This window comes from Flavobacterium araucananum, assembly GCF_002222055.1.
Taxonomy (GTDB): Bacteria; Bacteroidota; Bacteroidia; order Flavobacteriales; family Flavobacteriaceae; genus Flavobacterium; species Flavobacterium araucananum.
In genome coordinates, this window is sequence record NZ_MUGS01000039.1 from 41,353 (window position 1) to 59,874 (window position 18,522).

Here is an 18,522-nt window from a genome sequence, read left to right on the forward strand (position 1 = left end):
CATGAAGGAGCAATACGATGTAGTAATTGTGGGCAGCGGTTTAGGCGGATTGGTCTCGGCAATTATTCTGGCAAAAGAAGGTTATAGTGTTTGTGTGCTCGAAAAGAACAATCAATATGGCGGAAATTTGCAAACTTTTGTACGTGACAAAACCATTTTTGATACTGGAATTCATTATATAGGAGGTTTAGACGAAGGACAGAATTTGTATAAATATTTTAAATATTTAGGAATTATTGAACATTTGAATCTAAAAAAATTAGATCAAAATGGTTTCGACATCATCTCTTTTGAAGACGATCAAAACGAATATCCTCATGCACAGGGTTATGAAAATTTTGCCAATCAACTCGTGCATTTCTTTCCTGATGAAAAAGCAAATATTGAGGATTATTGCAAAAAGATAAAAGCAATTTGCGAATCTTTTCCACTTTATAATTTAGAATGGGACGGAAAATATGATAACGAAATCCTGACGCTTAATGCCAAAGAAACGATTGAAGAATGTACACAAAATGAGAAACTAAAAGCGGTTCTTGCCGGTTCTAATTTTTTGTATGCCGGTATTGCAGACAAATCGCCTTTTTACGTTCATGCTCTTTCTGTAAACTCCTATATTCAAAGTTCCTGGCGTTGTATCAATGGCGGAAGTCAGATTACGAAACAGCTTTTGAAACAGCTTAAAAAACATGGTGGTGAATTTTATAAATACAAAGAAGTTATTCGTTTTAATGTTGAAAACAACCAGGTAAATGGGGTCGAAATGAAAGACGGAACTCAGGTTTCCGGTTCTTATTTTATCTCGAACATAGAGCCCAAAACTACACTGAAAATGGCTGGCGAAGAGAATTTTAGAAAAGCATTTTACAGTCGTGTTCAAAGTCTCGAAGGCGTTATTTCGGCTTTTAGTTTATACATTGTTTTTAAACCGCAGACTTTTAAGTATATCAATCACAATCATTATCATTTCAAGAAAAGCAGCGAAGTCTGGACTGCTCATGATTATAATGAAGATTCCTGGCCAAAAGCTTTTATGGCTTCTATGAATGCCTCCAAAAAACAGGAAGAATGGGCCGAAGGAATGACTTTTATAACCTACATGAAATATGATGATGTTGCGCCTTGGATCGAAACTTTTAATACTACGGTTGACGAAAATGATCGTGGAGAAAGTTATGAAGAATTTAAATCCAGAAAAGCAGCTAAATTTCTAGTTGAAATCGAGCTAAAATTTCCCGGCATAAAAGATTGTATCCAATCTGTTCACACCTCTACCCCGCTTTCGTATCGGGATTATATTGGTGGTGATAACGGCAATATGTATGGTTATGTTAAGGATTCGAATAACCCGATGAAAACCTTGATTCCGTCAAAAACCAAACTCGATAATTTATATCTTACAGGACAAAGTATAAACATGCACGGGGTTCTGGGCGTAACGATTGGTGCGGTTGTAACCTGCTCAGAAATTCTGGGAAAAGAGTATTTAGTAACCAAAATTAATAAAGCATCTGATATATCTTGATTCATCAGAACATGACTTCGAAACGAAAACATTAAATTCCCAATTTTAGGAATTAAATTGTAATTTTGATTTCGACTTAAATTTGGTACAAAATCTTTATGAAAAATATTGACAAGAACAGTTTAGAAAATGCATATCGATTATTTGAATCGAATGATATAGACAAAATAGAAATTGGCACAACCAAAGGTCTTAAGGCAATTCACGATTATTTATTTCATGATTTATATGATTTTGCCGGAGAAATAAGAAAACTCAATATTTCAAAAGGTGGTTTTAGATTTGCAAATGCATTATATCTTAATGAAATTCTAGTAAAGATTGAGCAAATGCCAGAAAACAGTTTTGAAGAAATTATTGCTAAATATGTTGAGATGAATATTGCTCATCCTTTTATGGAAGGTAATGGCAGATCTATGAGAATATGGCTCGATATGATTCTAAAAAGTCGACTCAATAAAGTTGTTAACTGGCAATTTGCTGACAAAACTCTTTATTTGCAGTCAATGGAAAGAAGTCCTATTAACGATTTGGAATTAAGAACTTTATTAAAGGAAAATCTAACTGACGAAGTTAATAATAGAGAAGTTATTTTTAAAGGAATCGAACAGTCCTATTACTATGAAGGTTATGAGAAAGATAACAATGAATGAGTCTATTATTCCAGAATAGATGTAGATATGAAAAGCCGAATTAATTTATTTTTTTTCGTTGGTTTTTTGTTGATGTTAGCCTCTTGCGGAACATCAAAATCTATGCGTCATCTTCCTGAAATTGCCAATTATAATGGGACAAAACCTGTTGTCGTAAAACAATCTGACAGTATTTTTGTATCAGGAAAAAATTCACTTTTAAAAAACAAACAAGGCCTTTGGGAATTATATGTCGAAGGCGACCCGCTTGAAATTGGACTTAATACCGGTGCATTATCTGATTCTCTTTTAAAAAATCAGGAACATATATTCTTCTCGAAAATAAAGGATTTAATTCCTTCAAAATTCCAGCAGAAACTACTTCGTAATTTTCTAAAATGGTATAACAGAAAATTATATCTGAACGTTCCCGAAGAATATCAAACCGAAATCTTCGGCGTTTCGCAATACACCTCGCATGATTTCGATAATATTGCGCCACAATTTCAGCGTAGTTTGTATTTGCACGCCGCGCACGATATTGGTCATGCTTTGCAGGATTTGGCTTTGGTGGGTTGCTCCTCTTTTGCGGCGTGGGGACAAAAATCTCAAGACGGGAATTTAATTCTTGGTCGTAATTTCGATTTTTATGTCAGTGATGCTTTCGCAGAAAATAAAATCGTGGCGTTTATAAATCCAAAAGAAGGGAATCGGTTTATGATGGTCACCTGGCCCGGAATGGTTGGTGCGGTTTCCGGAATGAACGAGCAAGGTCTAACGGTGACCATTAATGCTTCGAAGTCTAAAATTCCGCTAATTGCCAAAACACCAATTTCGATTTTGACGCGTCAAATTTTACAACACGCACAAAATATTGATGAGGCAATTGCCCTTGCTAAAAAAAGTGAAGTTTTTGTTTCAGAATCTATAATGGTAGGAAGTGCACAGGATAACAAAGCAATTTTAATTGAAGTTTCACCAAAAAAAATGGACGTGTACGAAGTACCCAATAGTGATCAATTGTTTTGTTCGAATCATTTTCAGGGAGAAGATTTAAAAAACGAAAAACGAAATCAATCTCAAATAGCCAACAGCCATTCTGAATATCGCTTTGAAAGAATGCAGGAATTGTTTGCTGGCAATCCAAAAATCAATCCTAAAACTGCCTCCCAAATTTTAAGAAATAAAGATGGGTTACAAAACATGGCTTTGGGTTATGGCAACGAAAAAGCATTGAATCAGTTGATGGCACATCACGGTGTTATTTTTAAACCAAAAGAAAAACTCGTTTGGGTATCGGCGAATCCATACCAGTTAGGCGAGTTTGTTTGCTACAATTTAGATTCTGTTTTTAAAGAAAGAAAAACAAAATCTGTTGTTTCTTTTCAACAGGAAAATTTGAATATTGCCAGAGATCCTTTTCTGGAAACTATTCAATACAAAAACTATCAGAAATTTAGGATCGAAGATCATAAAATAGATTGGTATCTGAAAAAAAAGGAACGGGTTAGTACAGAATTTATAGCAAATTATCAATCCTTAAACCCTGATTATTGGGTTGTGTATTACAAAGCAGGGTTGTACTTTTATCAAAAAAAAGAATACCGGCTTTCTCATGCTAATTTTGAAAAAGCTCTAACCAAAGAAATTACAACAGTTCCTGATAAAACAGCAATTGAAAAATATTTAAAAAAAATCAAAAGAAAATTACAATGATTCCATTAATAGAAAAAAATTCTTTAGAAGAAATTAAAATTTTTCAGGAGCAGAAATTAGTAGAACTTTTACACTATATCAGTCAAAACTCCCCTTTTTACAAACGCCTTTTTGCGGGACAAAATATTGATATTTCAAAAATTAAAACCCTCGAAGATTTACAACATTTGCCTGTAACGACAAAAGAGGATTTACAGGAATACAACGATGATTTTTTATGTGTTGCGCAACATAAAATTATAGATTATGCTTCGACTTCAGGAACTTTAGGCGATCCTGTAACTTTTGGCTTAACAGATTCTGACCTGGACCGATTGGCTTATAATGAAGCCATTTCGTTTGCCTGTGCCGGAATTGCAGAAGGCGATGTGGTACAATTAATGACTACAATCGACAGGAAGTTTATGGCGGGACTGGCTTATTTTCTGGGATTGCGAAAATTAAAAGTAGGTGTAATTCGTGTTGGTGCCGGAATTCCGGAATTGCAATGGGATTCGATTTTAAAATACAAACCTTCTTATTTAATTACGGTTCCTTCGTTTTTATTAAAACTGATTGAATATGCAGAAGCACACGGAATTGACTATAATAATTCTAGCATAAAAGGCGCAATTTGTATTGGAGAATCTCTAAGAAATCAGGATTTTTCGATGAATATCTTATCAAACAAAATCACTGAAAAGTGGAACATTAAGTTGTTCTCGACTTATGCTTCTACAGAGATGAGCACTGCTTTTACAGAATGTGAACACGGAAACGGTGGTCATCATCATCCGGAATTGATTATTGTCGAAGTGCTCGACGAAAATAATATCCCGGTAAAAGAGGGCGAAGTTGGCGAACTTACTTTTACGACTTTAGGGATCGAAGCCATGCCTTTATTGCGTTTTAAAACCGGAGATATTGTTCAGTTGCACAATAGTCCCTGCGCTTGTGGCAGAAATACGTTGCGTGTTGGACCTGTAGTGGGGCGTAAAAAACAAATGATTAAATACAAAGGAACAACACTTTATCCGCCAGCGATGAACGATGTTTTGAGTGGTTTTGATAATATCGAAAATCACATTATCGAAATCTCGACCAACGATTTAGGAACAGATGAAATCCTGATAAAAATTGCCGTAAAAAATCAATCTTCTGATTTCCTGCAAGAAATAAAAGATCATTTCAGGGCCAAATTAAGAGTAACGCCAAAGATTGAATTTGCTTCAAAAGAAACTTTGAATCCGCTAGTTTTTAACCCAATGAGTCGAAAACCAATTCGATTTTTTGATTATAGGTAACTTTACAGGTGCAAAGTTGCAAAGTGACAAAGACTCTTAATCAACATTATAGAAAACCTTTGAACCTTTGAACCTTTGTTGCTTTGAACCTTTGAACCTCAATTTGGTACAAATTAAACTAAAAGTTGTAATTTTGCACAAAATATTGAAGATGGTCAAGATTGGCAACATAGAATTACCCGAATTTCCTTTATTACTCGCACCGATGGAAGATGTTAGTGATCCGCCGTTTCGCAGATTATGCAAAACGCATGGTGCTGATATGATGTATTCTGAATTTATTTCATCAGAAGGATTGATTCGTGATGCTATCAAAAGTCGAATGAAGTTGGATATTTTTGATTACGAACGTCCGGTTGGAATTCAGATTTTTGGTGGTGATGAAGAAGCAATGGCACTTTCGTCTAAAATTGTTTCTGCTGTAAAACCTGATTTAGTCGACATTAATTTTGGCTGTCCGGTAAAAAAAGTAGTTTGCAAAGGTGCCGGAGCGGGAGTTCTAAAAGATGTAGATCTGATGGTGCGTTTGACAAAAGCGGTTATTCGCAGTACGGATTTGCCTGTAACGGTAAAAACGCGTTTGGGCTGGGATGAAAACTCCATCAACATTGATGAAGTTGCAGAGCGACTTCAGGACATTGGTGTTCAGGCTTTAACGATTCACGCGAGAACCCGTGCGCAAATGTATAAAGGTCACTCTGACTGGTCGCATATTGCACGCGTAAAAAACAACCCTAGAATTACAATGCCTATTTTTGGGAATGGCGATATCGACAATCCTGAAAAAGCATTAAAATATAAAAATGAATACGGTATTGACGGTATTATGATTGGTCGTGCTGCAATTGGTTATCCATGGATTTTTAACGAAATCAAGCATTATTTTAAAACAGGCGAAAACTTGGCTGCTCCAACAGTTGCTGATCGCGTAGAAGCCGCCAGAAATCATCTTATGTGGTCGATGGAATGGAAAGGTGAACGTTTAGGAATTGTTGAAATGCGACGTCATTATACCAATTATTTTAAAGGAATTCACTCTTTTAAAGAATACAAACAAAAACTCGTTACTACTGATGAACCTGAAGCTTTGTTTGCTATTATGAAAGAAATTGAGCAGGTTTATGCTGGATATGAATTTGTTTAGATTATAATGGTCTTTATCAAAGTAAATTACTTCTAAAAGCAAAAATATGTAGATAAATTACTACATTTACGGGTTAAATTCTACGTAAATGAAAAATAATTATCCTATTATCACTTTCCTGTTTCTTACATTAACTGTTTTTGGGCAAAAACCAATTTTCACATCAGCTAAGGTAAAGTCTGCAATTGTATATTTTAATGCTGCCGAACTTTCGCAAACGATAAGTTTAAATCTTCCTGCGGGAACTAGTACAATTGTGGTAAAAAATGTCGCCAATTACATGGACGAAAATACCATTCAAATTGCAGTACCTTCTTCGGTAACTGTTTTATCCACTCAATTTATAGTCCATAAAGTTTCTGAATATGAGATTGATGAAAGTGATCCTGCTACTAAAAAAGTGAGAGATAGTATCTCTTTGGTACAAAAAGAAATTAGCAAGGTTCAGGTTGACAAACTTTCCTATACCAAAACAATTGAGCTTTTAGATAAAAATCAACAGGTTAATGGCGCTAACGGCTTAAACGTAGCTGAGCTAATTAAGATGGTTGATTATTATAAAATAAAACGTTCTGATTTATCTAATACTCTCAATTCATTAGCTGAAAAAGAAAATAACTGGAATAAAAAATTAGCCGGCTTAAATTCAAAATTAGAGGTAAATAGTAACAACGAAGACAAAATTTCGAATGGAATATTAGTTCTTCAGGTTATGAATGACAAAGCGGGTTTGGTAGATTTTAATATTAATTATTTAACCAATACTGCGCGTTGGTCTCCTTTTTATGAGCTGAGAGCAAATAATGTTACTTCTCCGATAAGTATGATTTATAAAGCACAAATTGTACAAAATACAGGTGTAGACTGGAAGAAAGTAAAACTAAGCCTTTCTAGCGGATCTCCTAATCAAAATAATACTGCTCCAGCTTTACAAACTTGGTTTTTGAGCTATTATGACCCGAATAAGGACACTAATTTTGGAAAGCCAATTATTAGTGGAGCTATAGAAACCAGTGCATATACCACAAAAAAACCAAAATTGAGAGAGATGTTAGTCGATTATTCTTTAGAGCAAACAACATTATCTGATTATACTAAAATCAATGAAAATCAACTTAATGTTTCATTTGATATTGATCTTCCTTATGACGTTTTATCAAATGGAAATATTCATAGTGTCGCTCTAAAAGATATCAAACTTCCTGCAACTTATAAATATTATGCTGCTCCAAAAGTAGATACTGATGCCTTTTTATTGGCAGAAGTTAATGATTATTCTAAATACAATTTACTACCGGGCAAGGCCAATGTAATTTTTGAAGGACTCTATATTGGTAAATTAAACATAAATCCGGGTCAAACAAAAGATTCTTTGTCTTTAAGTATGGGGCGTGATAAAAAAATATCTATTCTACGGGAGAAAGTAGTAGATAAATCCGGAACTAAATTTTTGTCGTCATACAAAGAGCAAATTTTCACTTATGACATCACCGTTCGAAATAATAAAAAAGAAAAGATCGAATTAAAATTAGAAGATCAGTATCCTGTCAGTACAAATACTGATATCACGATCGAATTACTTGAAAACGGCAATGCTAAAACCAACAAAGAAACAGGAATCCTGACCTGGAATTTAAAACTTTCTGAGAACGAAACAAAAAAAATAAGGATTAGTTATAAAGTAAAATCGCCAAAAGATTTAACCATAAACAATTTGTATTAAATACAAAAAAGACCTTCAAATTTGAAGGTCTTTTTTGTTATAAACTATACTTGAATGCGTTTCCATTTTCCTCTTTTGTAAAAGAAAATACTCGCCAATGTTATGGCAGTTTCAGCAACCGGAATTGCAATAAAAACTCCTGTTGGTCCCATGTTGAAATGTTTCGCCAATACATAGGCTAATGGGATTTGGAACAACCAAAACCCAAAGAAATTAATTCCGGTTGGTGTCCAGGTATCTCCTGCACCATTGAAAGTATTGATCAAAACCATTCCGATTCCGTAAAAGATAAATCCGATGCTCATTATTTGCAATGCTTCGACGGCTATTGTTTTTACCAATTCGTCGTTGGTAAAAAACGAAATAATATATTTTGCAAAACACAATGTAATGATCATGATTGTTGCCATAAAAATGACATTGTATTTGGCTGTTGTATAAACAGATTTTTCGGCACGATCTACTTGTTTGGCACCTAAATTTTGCCCTACCAAAGTGGCTGCGGCATTACTTAATCCCCAAGCCGGAAGTATAAAGAACATCATGATTCTAAGAGCAGTCTGATATCCAGCTGATCCGTGATCACCGCCTGTTGTTGCAACTAATTGTGCCAGAAAAATCCAGCTGCACGATGCTATAACAAATTGCAAAACTCCTGGTGCGGCAATTTTAACCAATGCTTTTATCTGATCAAAATCCGGGATAAAATAAGAAATCTTAATTTTTAGTGTGCCATTCCCAAAAAACAAATGATATAATTGATACAATACTCCAATGCTTCTTCCTAAAGTTGTAGCGATGGCTGCACCTGTTAATCCAAAAGCCGGAATTGGACCATAACCATTTATTAATAGCGGGCATAAAATAATATTACAAATATTGGCCAGCCAAAGACTTTTCATGGCAATGGCTGCATTTCCTGCTCCGCGAAATATCCCGTTAATCAGGAATAAAAGCATAATACATAAACTTCCGCCAATCATAATTTGGGTAAAAAGGTAACCATGTTCTGCCGCTTCTGCAGAGGCACCCATAAGTACCAGAATTTCTTTGGCATAAATAACACCCAAAATACTTATAATGCTATTTATTGCAAATGCAATAATAATGGCCTGCATTCCTGCCTTTGCAGCTGCAACAGGATCTTTTTCTCCTATTCGTCTTGCTACAACTGCTGTTGCGGCCATACTCATCCCTATAGCGACTGAATATATTATGGTAAGCACAGACTCTGTCAAACCTACAGTTTGAATCGCAAAACTGCTGTGCTCTAAATGCCCTACGAAATATAAATCGACTAAGGCAAAAACAGACTCCATCATCATTTCTAAAACCATAGGAATGGCTAATAGAATAACTGCTTTTTTGATACTCCCTACGGTGTAATCAAAAGATTCATCTCCTTTGATGGCTTGTTTTAAAGTGGTGAAAATTTTAGAAAATAAACTTTTCTTTATTGTTGTTTCTGTCATGATGTATTAGGATAAATGATAAAATGAGCCCAGATTCAATGATCTGAACTGAAGAAAATAAACGTAAGTATCCTAATTATTCAAAAAAATAAAATAGGATTAGGCAGAAACAATCATATACTGTAGTTTTTTAAGAGGATAAATATAAGTAATATTTTTTACGAAGAAATATTAATCCAATAACTTTTTGCTTACTCTGCTACTTGCGATTAAAGAAGCTACAAAACCAAGTGATACGATAGTACTCATAACGATGAGTACATTTTCGAGATTAAAAATCACGGGATATGCCAGAGTTGGCGTAAGCATAATGAAGTTAAATTGTTGCTGAAGTACGACCAAAATGATCCCTAAAATAAGACCAATAATACCTCCAAAAACACTTAGCAAAGTACCTTGAAGCAGGAAAACTTTTCGCAAGCTATTAATTTCTGTTCCCAGATTAAAAAGGGTTTTGAGGTTTCCTTTCTTTTCTAAGATCATCATAATCAAAGCACCAACCAAATTAAAAAGTGCCACAATAATCACCAAAGTAAAAATCAGATAAACAACTATATTCTCTGTATTTAGCATTTTGTACAAAGACTCATTAAGTTGTGCCCTGTTTTTTATGGTGATTTTGTTATTGAAAATTGCATTTAGTTTAGCACCAATAGCGTTTTCATTTGCGCCTTGTTTGATATGAAATTCTATTCCTGAAATTTGATTTTTTTTGTACATCAACAATTCCTGCGCCAGACCCAAATCAGCAAATACATATTTTGAATCCAGATCTTCGCTGATCGAGTAAATCCCAACCGGCAAAACATCTGTTTTATTAAATGCTTCATCCGGATTTTCGATTGCTCCTTTTCCTGGTTTTGGTGCAAAGATTTGCAATGGATTTTCGAAGTCAAGAATCCCCATCGAAAAATCCTGCGCAATTCCGTAACCAATAACCACCTGATAAGTATCCGGTTTAAGCCAATCGCCGTTAAAAAGTTTTTTTTTGATATTGTTAACGACAGGATAATTCTTGTCGACACCTTTTAAGTACGTTACTTGCTGTTTGTCTTTGAATAAAAATAAAACGCGTTCTTCGATAATTTTAGTGTACGAAACAACTCCTTCAATATTTTTTATTTGCTTTTCCTGCTCCGGTGTAACCAAAAAGGATTTTCCGTAGGTGCTGGTAATTTTTAAATCAGGATCTATTTCGTTTGTAAACGAAAGGCTAAAAACTTTTAATCCGCTAAAAACAGATAAAACGACAAACAAAGCCATTGTGCCAACAATAATTCCCATGCTGGCAATGCGATTAATAATATTTATGGCATTGTTTTTACTTCTGCTAAAAATATAACGTTTGGCTATGTAAAGGGGGAAATTCAATTTATGATTTTCTTCTTTTTTCTAAAAGATCACGATTTTCAATTGGGTTTTCTCTGTTTGATAAAGCGTTATCAATTTTTTCGATATAATCTAAAGAGTCATCGATAAAGAATACCAGGTTTGGTACACGACGCAATTGCAAGCGTACTCGTTGCGATAAATCATGCTTAATTAAGGTCGAATTCGATTTTATGCCTGCTAAAGTTTCTTTGGCTTTATCCTGAGGAAAAATGCTTAAATAAACTGTTGCCACAGATAAATCTGAAGTAACACTAACTTTGGATACCGAAATTACCAAATTATTAATTCCGTTTTTTCTCACTTCACCTTGCAAAATATCAACCAAATCTTTTTGGATGACACCGCCTATTTTTTTCTGTCTATTTGTTTCCATAGTGCAAAAATACTATTTTAAATTTCAATCGATACAATTTCAAATGAACAATAGAATGATTTTTATGTTCTTATCTGTTTTATCTTCTATAAAGCTACAATTTTGATCCTTTTTTTAGATAAAAATCTAAAACGGAAGTGGTTTTAATACAATCAAATTATAATTGCAAGATGACAAAAATCATGTTATTTATGCGAAATATTTGACACTTTTGATAGAACCTTAAAACATATTAATTATGAAAAAAAGAGAACCAATCAGTCATATAATGACTAAAAGTGTTGTAACTGCAAATGAAAATGATGACTTGAGAAAAGTGGTAGAACAAATAAAGAAACACAACATTCGCCATATTCCAATTGTTAGAGGCAAAGAGGTAATTGGTATTATTAGCCGAACTGATATTAACAGGTTAACGTTTGGTGCTTTGTTTGAAGGACAGGAAGGCGCTGATGAAGCGATTCTGGACATGTTGACAATTGCTCAGGTAATGACATCAAAACCACAAACAGTTTCATCTGATGCGGTTATAAGAGATTTAGCCGAAACCTTTGTAAAAGAGGAGTTTCACGCACTTCCGGTTGTTGATCATGGAGAACTTAAAGGTATTGTTACGACAACAGATGTTTTAAAATATTTTTTGGAGCAATATGATTAAGTAAAAAATAAATCATAAAAAAAGGGAGCTGAATAGCTCCCTTTTTTGTTATCTGTTTTGCAACCATCCTTCTGGATTGTTGTTTGATGTATTTTGAAGAATCAAAAACTTAATGATCGTTTTTCCTGTGTCTCCGCTGGTTCTTACTTTTCCAATAACTTGTTTTACTTTTACTTTATCACCTTGTTCAACAGATACCTGACTTAGGTTTTGATATACTGTAAAGTAATCTCCATGCTGGATAAAAACAGCTCTGTTTACAGGAGATAAGGCGATAACTTTTGATACTACTCCTTCAAATACGGCACGTGCACTTGCTCCTTGTTCTGTAGTAATCTCTACTCCGGAATTATGAACGGTAAGTGTTGGATATAGCGGGTGTGGCTGATCTCCGTAACCAAGAGATATAAATCCTTTCTCTACCGGCCAAGGCAGTTTTCCTCTGTTTGCTTTAAAATCGGCAGCCAGAATTTTTCCCTCCGGGGTTAACGTAATTCTGTCTGATGAATAACTTTTAGGTGCTGCCGCCTCTGCTTTCTCTGCTTCGCTGGCTTTACCTTCTGCAATTCTTTTACGTCTCTCTTCTTCTGCTCTTTGATTCGCTAATCTAATTTGTTCACGGATAAGATCTTTAATTTTTGCATCAATTCTTCTTGATTCCTGCTGTTTAGATTTTGTATCTGCAATAATTTTATTTTTATCCTTTTTAATCGAGTTAACTAATTTTTGCTGCTCTTGCTTTTCAACTTCTAAACTTTGTTTTTCTTTTTGATTTTCAGCAATAATTTTTTTCTTTACTTTTCTTTGTCCGTCCAATCTGGCATTATAATCAACTAATTGCGTGGTTTTAGATTGAATTTCTAAACCTTGATTTTTTCTGAAATTGGTATATTGTTTTAAATATTGTGCTCTTTTATAGGCTTGCAAAAAATTCTCCGATGATAATATAAACATGGCTCGACTTTGCTCAGATCTGCTTTTGTATGATTTTAAAATCATTTTCGAGTAATCTGCTTTTAATATTGCCAATTCTTTTTTTAGTTTATTAACCTGAACCTGGTTAATATACATATCATTGCTTAAAAGTTTTTCTTGTTTTGAGGTGGTATTAATTAGTTTCTCTTTCAGTTTAATTTTGTTTGCCTGAATTAAAAAAACATTAACAGCTGATTTTTCTTTTTTCTTTACAGACTGCAACATTTTTTCGTTGTCTCTAATTTCCTGCTGAATCTGAGCTTTACGCTGTTCAAGTTTTTCTTGTTGCGAATCTTGTGCCCACATAAATGTAGTGGCACATATAAAAATTAGGCTTAGGAGAAATTTTGACATGTTTATATTTTCTTTTTGCAAATTTACTTAATTATAACTTTTTTATAACCACTTGGCACACTATAAGGAAAAGAAAGTTCTTCATTAAATGAAATATTGTTGTAATTCAAATTAATATTCGTGGTTCCTTTTGGCTGGATTGCATTGATTTCAATACTCGTAGGCAATGTTCCCTGACTAAAAACTTTAGTGTCAGCATATGAAATTTGCAGCATTCTGTTTTCTGCAGGTTGTGATATCTCTTCTTTTTGCAACAAATATTTATCAGCATCCAGATAAAACGCTTTTTTCAGGCTGGCCTCTTTTGCATCCTCAAGTCGAAAAAGATTTTCTACAATTGTCTGTGTATATTTTCCTTTTCTTAAGTCGTCAAGCGCTTCTCCTACTAATAAATTCTGAACTTTACTGTAATCTAATTCCGTTCCCAGCCATTTGCTTAAACTGGTAAAATCGCCTTCGTAATAGGTACTGTTTATTTTTTCGTAGTAACTTACTGTTGTTGGTGTTATTAATGCTTTTGCCATTGTAATTCCTAAAAAGCGAACACTTACTAAAATCTGCTTGTCTTTCTCTATTTTAATTTCGGCAGTAACATTCTGACTTTGTTTTTCGTCGACATATCGCGCGCTTGATTTTATGTATAAGGTCGAAAAATCTAACTTATTGTCATAATGTTTGTCAATTGCTTTTTTGTCTTCTTTGGTAACAACTTCTTTAGTTTCGTTATTATTTTGTACTGCAACAGCTTTTGATTTGCAGGAAACCATAATTGCCGTGACTAATACTAGTGCTATATATTTTTTCATCTCAATTTAGTCTTTTACTTTTTCTTCTTTAATAATTCATTTGCTTTCAAAAAGTATTCCTCTTTTTTCTTCGCATCTCCCAAACCATTATACGCCTCTCCTAATTGAATATTAAAATTTGCTTCGAGCGTTTTATCTTCCACAACATAATCAAGTCCCATTTCTAAAACGGTTTTTGCGTTCTTAAATTGTTGCAACTTATTGCTTCCTAAACCTGCATAATAATAAAATTGAGGTTGACTTGGATAAACTTCAATCATGTTCAGGGCTCTTTTGGTCATTGGCTCGAATTGTTTTGCTTGCGTATAGGCCTCAAGCAATAACAAATTGGTTTCGCGATCTGTATCTGAATTTGTTTTTAAATCTTTTTCATAATACTTAATCGCATTCTCAAACTGACCTTTGCTATGATAAAATTTACCAATTTCTTTTGCTACATCAACATCTTTATCCTTGTCGAAATAGGCAATTGCTTTTTCTAAATCAGGAGCATATTGTGGATTTTTATTCACATAAATCAAAAATTCATTTAAGGTACGATGCTTTATCTTTGAATCAATTTTTGAACTTGACAAAATCACGTTCATCGATTTAATTGCTTTATCAGCCTGATTTGCATCTAAATATACTTTAAACAAACTTACTTGTCCCCACTCTGAAGTTGGGATTTCTTTTGCCAATTGTTTCGCAACATCCAACGCTTTATCTACGTCTTCATTTTTTGAATATAGAAAAATCAGATTTACATAATTCGATTCTTCTTTTGGATTTTGCTTTATCTGATCAAGCAAATTTGAAATTTCAGAATTTTGATATTTTCCCTGCGATAAAATCTGCTGTTTATAACGATCACGATCTTCTGATTTTCCAAACTTATCATTCATTTCATTAATCATTACAAGCGCTTTGTCTTGTTGATTGGTAATCATATACAGCGAAATCAGATCGTCTTTGTACTCTTCATCAAAAGCAATTATTTTTTGAATGGTTTCAATTGCCAAAGGATAGTTTTTAGTTTCATAACTTACATCGTAAATCCCCAACCAATACCATTTGTTTTTTGGATCTAACTGTGTTGCTTTTTCAAACGAATCCTGTGCGTTTCGATAGTCTTTTAAAGACAGGTAGTTTTTTCCTAATTCAAAATAAGCGACAGCATCATTAGGTTTTAGCTTTATACATTTATCCAGTGCTGCAATGGCTTTATCATAGTTTTCGATTCCTTTTTGTTTTAATGATTCATAAAAAGAATCCTGATACTCATCTGTTGCCATAGCAATATCTTCCGGTTCTGTTTGTGCCATAACCGAAATTGGATTGCCCAGCAAAACGAAAAATAGAATAACTATAACTCCTTTTTGTATCATCTTTAAAATTTTAATCTTTAAACAAAAACGAATTTCTTTAAAAAATACCTTATTCTAAAACCGAATAATCGCCAATACTAATGCTGGTAAATTTACCATCAAAAACCACGTGATTTCCGATCATAGCATTGTCTAAGTTCGCATTTTTTATTTGAGAATACGTTTGTACCAAACTGTTTTTGATCGTACTGTCTGTAACATGGCATCCTTTTCCTAACGATACATTAGGTCCAACGGTTGCATTTTTCAACACTACATTTTCGCCAATATAACAAGGAGGAATAATTGTTGCGTTTTCTAATTTTACATCATAGTCTACCAGATGTTCTCCGTCATTATGCAAGAATCCTAACATTCTGGTATTCGTTTCTACCGTTACATCTTTATTTCCGCAATCCATCCATTCGTCAACGCTTCCGGTTTTAAAAACTTTACCGTTAGCCATCATCGCTTTGATTCCGTCATTGATCTGATACTCTCCCCCATTCTGGATATTATTATCCAAAACACCCTGAAGTTCTTTTTTCAGATCGCCAACTTCTTTAAAGTAATAGATTCCGATAACTGCCAAATCACTTACAAATTCTTTTGGTTTTTCGACCAATTCTATAATTTCATTATTGGCATTCAATTTTACAACACCAAAAGCTTCCGGTTGCTCTACTTGTTTTACCCAAATTACAGCATCTGCAGCAGGATCTAATTCAAAATCTGCTCTAATCAATGTGTCTGCATAAGCAATAACTGCAGGTCCTGACAGAGAATCTTTTGCACACATAATAGCGTGACCGGTTCCTAAAGGCAAATCCTGACGATAAATTGACGCTTTTGCTCCCAGGCTTCCAGCCAATTCTTCGAGACTTGCTACAAGATCATCTCCAAAAAAAGCAGCATCGCCTAAAATAAAAGCAACTTCTTCGATTGGTTCTTTTAATATTTTAGCAATATCTTCGACCAAACGGTGCACAATAGATTTACCTGCAACAGGAATTAATGGTTTTGGAACAGTTAAAGTATGTGGTCTAAGTCTTGATCCCCGACCCGCCATTGGAACGATTATTTTCATGTTTTATTGGAAGATTAAAAAATTGAAAAAATTGAAAGATTTCCTAATCTTTCAATTTTAGAATCTTTAAATTATTAAATTTTATTTTACTCCTGTACTACCAAAGCCTCCTTCGCCTCTTGATGTTTCTGAAAGTTCTGCAACTTCGATCCATTCGGCTCTTTCGTGTTTGGCAATAATTAATTGTGCAATTCGCTCTCCGTTTTCGATTACAAATTCTTCATTGGATAAATTTACTAAAATTACGCCTATTTCGCCTCTGTAATCAGCATCAACCGTTCCGGGAGAATTTAAAACCGTAACTCCTTTTTTGGCTGCTAAGCCGCTTCTTGGTCGCACTTGTGCTTCGTAACCAATTGGTAATTCAATAAAAAGACCCGTTTTTACGATGGTTCTTTCTAATGGTTTTAATGTTATAGATTCTGTTAAATTAGCACGTAAATCCATTCCTGCCGAAGCAATTGTTTCGTAGTTTGGTAAAGCGTGCTGTGATTTGTTGATAATTTGTATGTTCATTTTTATTTATAAAGATTAAAAAGTAAAACTACTTTCTATTCATAATTCCTTTGATTGTTTCTTTTTCGTTGTGGTAAACAAAATATACGAATGCTAAAAATAATGGAACTCCAACGAAATAATTCTCTCTAAATCCGTAAAAAGAAATAGCCGAAAATACAATTGAAATTCCCAGATAAGCACCAATTTTGTTCATGTCGTAAGGTATTGGATAATATTTATTTCCTAAAACATAAGAAATCAACATCATACTTCCGTAAGCAGATATTGTTGCAATTGCCGAACCGTAGTAACTGTATTTTGGAATTAAAAAATAATTTAAAACCAATGTTACAATAGCTCCAACAATGGAGATATAGGCTCCAATTTTTGTTTTATCGGTTAGTTTGTACCAAACCGATAAGTTGTTGTAAATTCCTAAAAAGAAATTTGCCAATATAATTAACGGAACTACTTTCATAGCTTCCCAATACGATTTATTGTCAAGCAAAAGATATTTTAAAACATCGGCAAAAACAATTACCCCTAATAAAATCAGGGAACCCAGAATAACAAAATACTTTGTAATTACGGCGTATGTTTGTGGGGCATTGGCATTTTTTGAATGACTAAAAAAGAAAGGTTCGATTCCTAACCTAAAAGCGGTTGCAAACAAAACCATAAACAAACCTAGCTTGTAACAGGCAGAGTATGCTCCTACTTCAGATTTTGCAAGATTTTCCGGCAACAAATAGCCTAATAAAATTTTATCGAAATGCTCGTTAACCGCAAATGCAAGTCCGGCTACCAAAATTGGCAAACCATATTTCATCATTTTCTTCCAAAGTACGGGATCAAATTTTCTTCCCAGAGAAAGATAATTTGGCGAAAGCACTATAAAAGTGGCTAAACTTGCCAATAGGTTTGCAATGAAAATATACGCTATTTGAAAATTCTCTACATACAAATTATCCCAAACCGAATTGGGATTTGAAGCTGCCAGTTTAGGCAAGTATATTAAGAAGAATATATTGAGCAATAAATTGATTATTACGTTTCCTATCTTAATCGCTGCATAAACCATGGGTCTTTGGTTGGCCCTTAATTTAGAAAAAGGTATCAGTACTAATGCATCCAATACTAAAATCCAAACGGTATAGGTTACATATTGTACATCAACTTCGGCAAGATTTGCCAATGTATTTCTAAAAATTAAAGCGATAAATAAGAACGCAATCGACGACCAAAATATAGATATTGTCGAAGTTGCAATTACATTTTTCTTGTCTTCTTCGGCGCTGTAAAACCTAAAAAAAGCCGTTTCCATTCCGTATGAAAGGACCACATTAAAGAAAACCATCCATGACAAAACGATCGAAACCTCGCCATATTCTGCAGTTGGTAAAATACCAGTATACAATCTCACCAATAAAAAACTTAGCATTCTCGGTAATACCGTTGCTAGTCCGTAAATTGCAGTTTGCTTGAACAGATTTTTATATAATCCCAAAATAATTTTATAATAAAGTTTGTAAAACAAA

16 protein-coding genes are annotated in these 18,522 nt (G+C 33.9%); 7 read left to right on the forward strand and 9 right to left on the reverse strand.

Annotation, left to right across the window (positions count from 1 at the left end):
- The first annotated feature begins 1 nt into the window (after position 1).
- The 6 genes from B0A64_RS17420 (at position 2) to B0A64_RS17445 (ending at position 8,023) form a co-directional block, all read left to right on the forward strand.
- Positions 2-1,525 (forward strand): phytoene desaturase family protein, encoded by a 1,524-nt coding sequence (locus B0A64_RS17420; RefSeq protein WP_089480772.1) that lies wholly within the window; start codon positions 2-4, stop codon positions 1,523-1,525.
- A 98-nt stretch (positions 1,526-1,623) separates the two neighbouring features.
- Positions 1,624-2,178 (forward strand): protein adenylyltransferase Fic, encoded by a 555-nt coding sequence (gene fic, locus B0A64_RS17425; protein WP_089480773.1) that lies wholly within the window; start codon positions 1,624-1,626, stop codon positions 2,176-2,178.
- 27 nt (positions 2,179-2,205) lie between these two features.
- On the forward strand, positions 2,206-3,873 hold the full coding sequence (locus tag B0A64_RS17430) for a C45 family autoproteolytic acyltransferase/hydolase (protein WP_089480774.1): 1,668 nt from the start codon (positions 2,206-2,208) through the stop codon (positions 3,871-3,873).
- Positions 3,870-5,156, forward strand: a complete 1,287-nt coding sequence (locus B0A64_RS17435; RefSeq protein ID WP_089480775.1) for a phenylacetate--CoA ligase family protein — start codon at positions 3,870-3,872, stop codon at positions 5,154-5,156. The genes B0A64_RS17430 and B0A64_RS17435 overlap by 4 nt, the downstream gene beginning before the upstream one ends.
- A 151-nt stretch (positions 5,157-5,307) precedes the next feature.
- On the forward strand, positions 5,308-6,300 hold the full coding sequence (gene dusB, locus B0A64_RS17440) for a tRNA dihydrouridine synthase DusB (RefSeq protein ID WP_089480776.1): 993 nt from the start codon (positions 5,308-5,310) through the stop codon (positions 6,298-6,300).
- An 88-nt stretch (positions 6,301-6,388) separates the two neighbouring features.
- Positions 6,389-8,023: a DUF4139 domain-containing protein gene (locus tag B0A64_RS17445; RefSeq protein ID WP_089480777.1), complete on the forward strand. Its 1,635-nt coding sequence runs from the start codon at positions 6,389-6,391 to the stop codon at positions 8,021-8,023.
- Between the two features lie 44 nt (positions 8,024-8,067).
- On the opposite strand, the gene B0A64_RS17450 is transcribed toward B0A64_RS17445, so the two are convergent.
- From B0A64_RS17450 to rbfA, 3 genes are all read right to left on the reverse strand, one after another.
- Positions 8,068-9,495 carry an MATE family efflux transporter gene (locus B0A64_RS17450; RefSeq protein ID WP_089480778.1) on the reverse strand — a complete coding sequence of 476 codons (1,428 nt, stop codon included), beginning with the start codon at positions 9,493-9,495 and terminating at the stop codon, positions 8,068-8,070.
- A 171-nt stretch (positions 9,496-9,666) separates the two neighbouring features.
- Positions 9,667-10,866, reverse strand: coding sequence for an ABC transporter permease (locus B0A64_RS17455; RefSeq protein WP_089480779.1), 1,200 nt, complete (start codon positions 10,864-10,866; stop codon positions 9,667-9,669).
- A gap of 1 nt (position 10,867) precedes the next feature.
- A complete protein-coding gene (gene rbfA, locus B0A64_RS17460; protein ID WP_089480780.1) occupies positions 10,868-11,260 on the reverse strand; it encodes a 30S ribosome-binding factor RbfA in 393 nt (130 codons plus the stop codon).
- A 238-nt stretch (positions 11,261-11,498) separates the two neighbouring features.
- Between rbfA and B0A64_RS17465 the strand changes: the two genes are divergently transcribed.
- On the forward strand, positions 11,499-11,918 hold the full coding sequence (locus B0A64_RS17465; RefSeq protein ID WP_089480781.1) for a CBS domain-containing protein: 420 nt from the start codon (positions 11,499-11,501) through the stop codon (positions 11,916-11,918).
- Positions 11,919-11,966: 48 nt separating this feature from the next.
- Here B0A64_RS17465 and B0A64_RS17470 read toward each other — a convergent pair whose 3' ends face one another.
- From B0A64_RS17470 to B0A64_RS17495, 6 genes are all read right to left on the reverse strand, one after another.
- The gene (locus tag B0A64_RS17470) at positions 11,967-13,247 is read right to left on the reverse strand and encodes a murein hydrolase activator EnvC family protein (protein WP_089480782.1); all 1,281 of its coding nucleotides are present in this window, start codon (positions 13,245-13,247) and stop codon (positions 11,967-11,969) included.
- A gap of 23 nt (positions 13,248-13,270) precedes the next feature.
- Entirely contained in the window at positions 13,271-14,053 is a 783-nt protein-coding gene (locus B0A64_RS17475) for a DUF4292 domain-containing protein (RefSeq protein ID WP_089480783.1), read from the reverse strand.
- A 14-nt stretch (positions 14,054-14,067) separates the two neighbouring features.
- A complete protein-coding gene (locus tag B0A64_RS17480; RefSeq protein WP_089480784.1) occupies positions 14,068-15,420 on the reverse strand; it encodes a tetratricopeptide repeat protein in 1,353 nt (450 codons plus the stop codon).
- A 49-nt stretch (positions 15,421-15,469) separates the two neighbouring features.
- On the reverse strand, positions 15,470-16,486 hold the full coding sequence (locus tag B0A64_RS17485) for a sugar phosphate nucleotidyltransferase (protein WP_089480785.1): 1,017 nt from the start codon (positions 16,484-16,486) through the stop codon (positions 15,470-15,472).
- Between the two features lie 81 nt (positions 16,487-16,567).
- Positions 16,568-17,002, reverse strand: a complete 435-nt coding sequence (gene dut / locus B0A64_RS17490) for a dUTP diphosphatase (protein WP_089480786.1) — start codon at positions 17,000-17,002, stop codon at positions 16,568-16,570.
- A gap of 28 nt (positions 17,003-17,030) precedes the next feature.
- Entirely contained in the window at positions 17,031-18,491 is a 1,461-nt protein-coding gene (locus B0A64_RS17495) for a lipopolysaccharide biosynthesis protein (protein ID WP_089480787.1), read from the reverse strand.
- Positions 18,492-18,522: the final 31 nt, after the last annotated feature.

Excerpts from the sequence above, each read along its gene's own strand:
- B0A64_RS17420 (WP_089480772.1), top strand. The coding sequence starts at position 2 with ATGAAGGAGCAATACGATGTAGTAATTGTGGGCAGCGGTTTAGGCGGA.
- fic (WP_089480773.1), top strand. The coding sequence starts at position 1,624 with ATGAAAAATATTGACAAGAACAGTTTAGAAAATGCATATCGATTATTT.
- B0A64_RS17430 (WP_089480774.1), top strand. The coding sequence starts at position 2,206 with ATGAAAAGCCGAATTAATTTATTTTTTTTCGTTGGTTTTTTGTTGATG.
- B0A64_RS17435 (WP_089480775.1), top strand. The coding sequence starts at position 3,870 with ATGATTCCATTAATAGAAAAAAATTCTTTAGAAGAAATTAAAATTTTT.
- dusB (WP_089480776.1), top strand. The coding sequence starts at position 5,308 with ATGGTCAAGATTGGCAACATAGAATTACCCGAATTTCCTTTATTACTC.
- B0A64_RS17445 (WP_089480777.1), top strand. The coding sequence starts at position 6,389 with ATGAAAAATAATTATCCTATTATCACTTTCCTGTTTCTTACATTAACT.
- B0A64_RS17450 (WP_089480778.1), bottom strand. The coding sequence starts at position 9,495 with ATGACAGAAACAACAATAAAGAAAAGTTTATTTTCTAAAATTTTCACC.
- rbfA (WP_089480780.1), bottom strand. The coding sequence starts at position 11,260 with ATGGAAACAAATAGACAGAAAAAAATAGGCGGTGTCATCCAAAAAGAT.
- B0A64_RS17465 (WP_089480781.1), top strand. The coding sequence starts at position 11,499 with ATGAAAAAAAGAGAACCAATCAGTCATATAATGACTAAAAGTGTTGTA.
- B0A64_RS17470 (WP_089480782.1), bottom strand. The coding sequence starts at position 13,247 with ATGTCAAAATTTCTCCTAAGCCTAATTTTTATATGTGCCACTACATTT.
- B0A64_RS17475 (WP_089480783.1), bottom strand. The coding sequence starts at position 14,053 with ATGAAAAAATATATAGCACTAGTATTAGTCACGGCAATTATGGTTTCC.
- B0A64_RS17480 (WP_089480784.1), bottom strand. The coding sequence starts at position 15,420 with ATGATACAAAAAGGAGTTATAGTTATTCTATTTTTCGTTTTGCTGGGC.
- B0A64_RS17485 (WP_089480785.1), bottom strand. The coding sequence starts at position 16,486 with ATGAAAATAATCGTTCCAATGGCGGGTCGGGGATCAAGACTTAGACCA.
- dut (WP_089480786.1), bottom strand. The coding sequence starts at position 17,002 with ATGAACATACAAATTATCAACAAATCACAGCACGCTTTACCAAACTAC.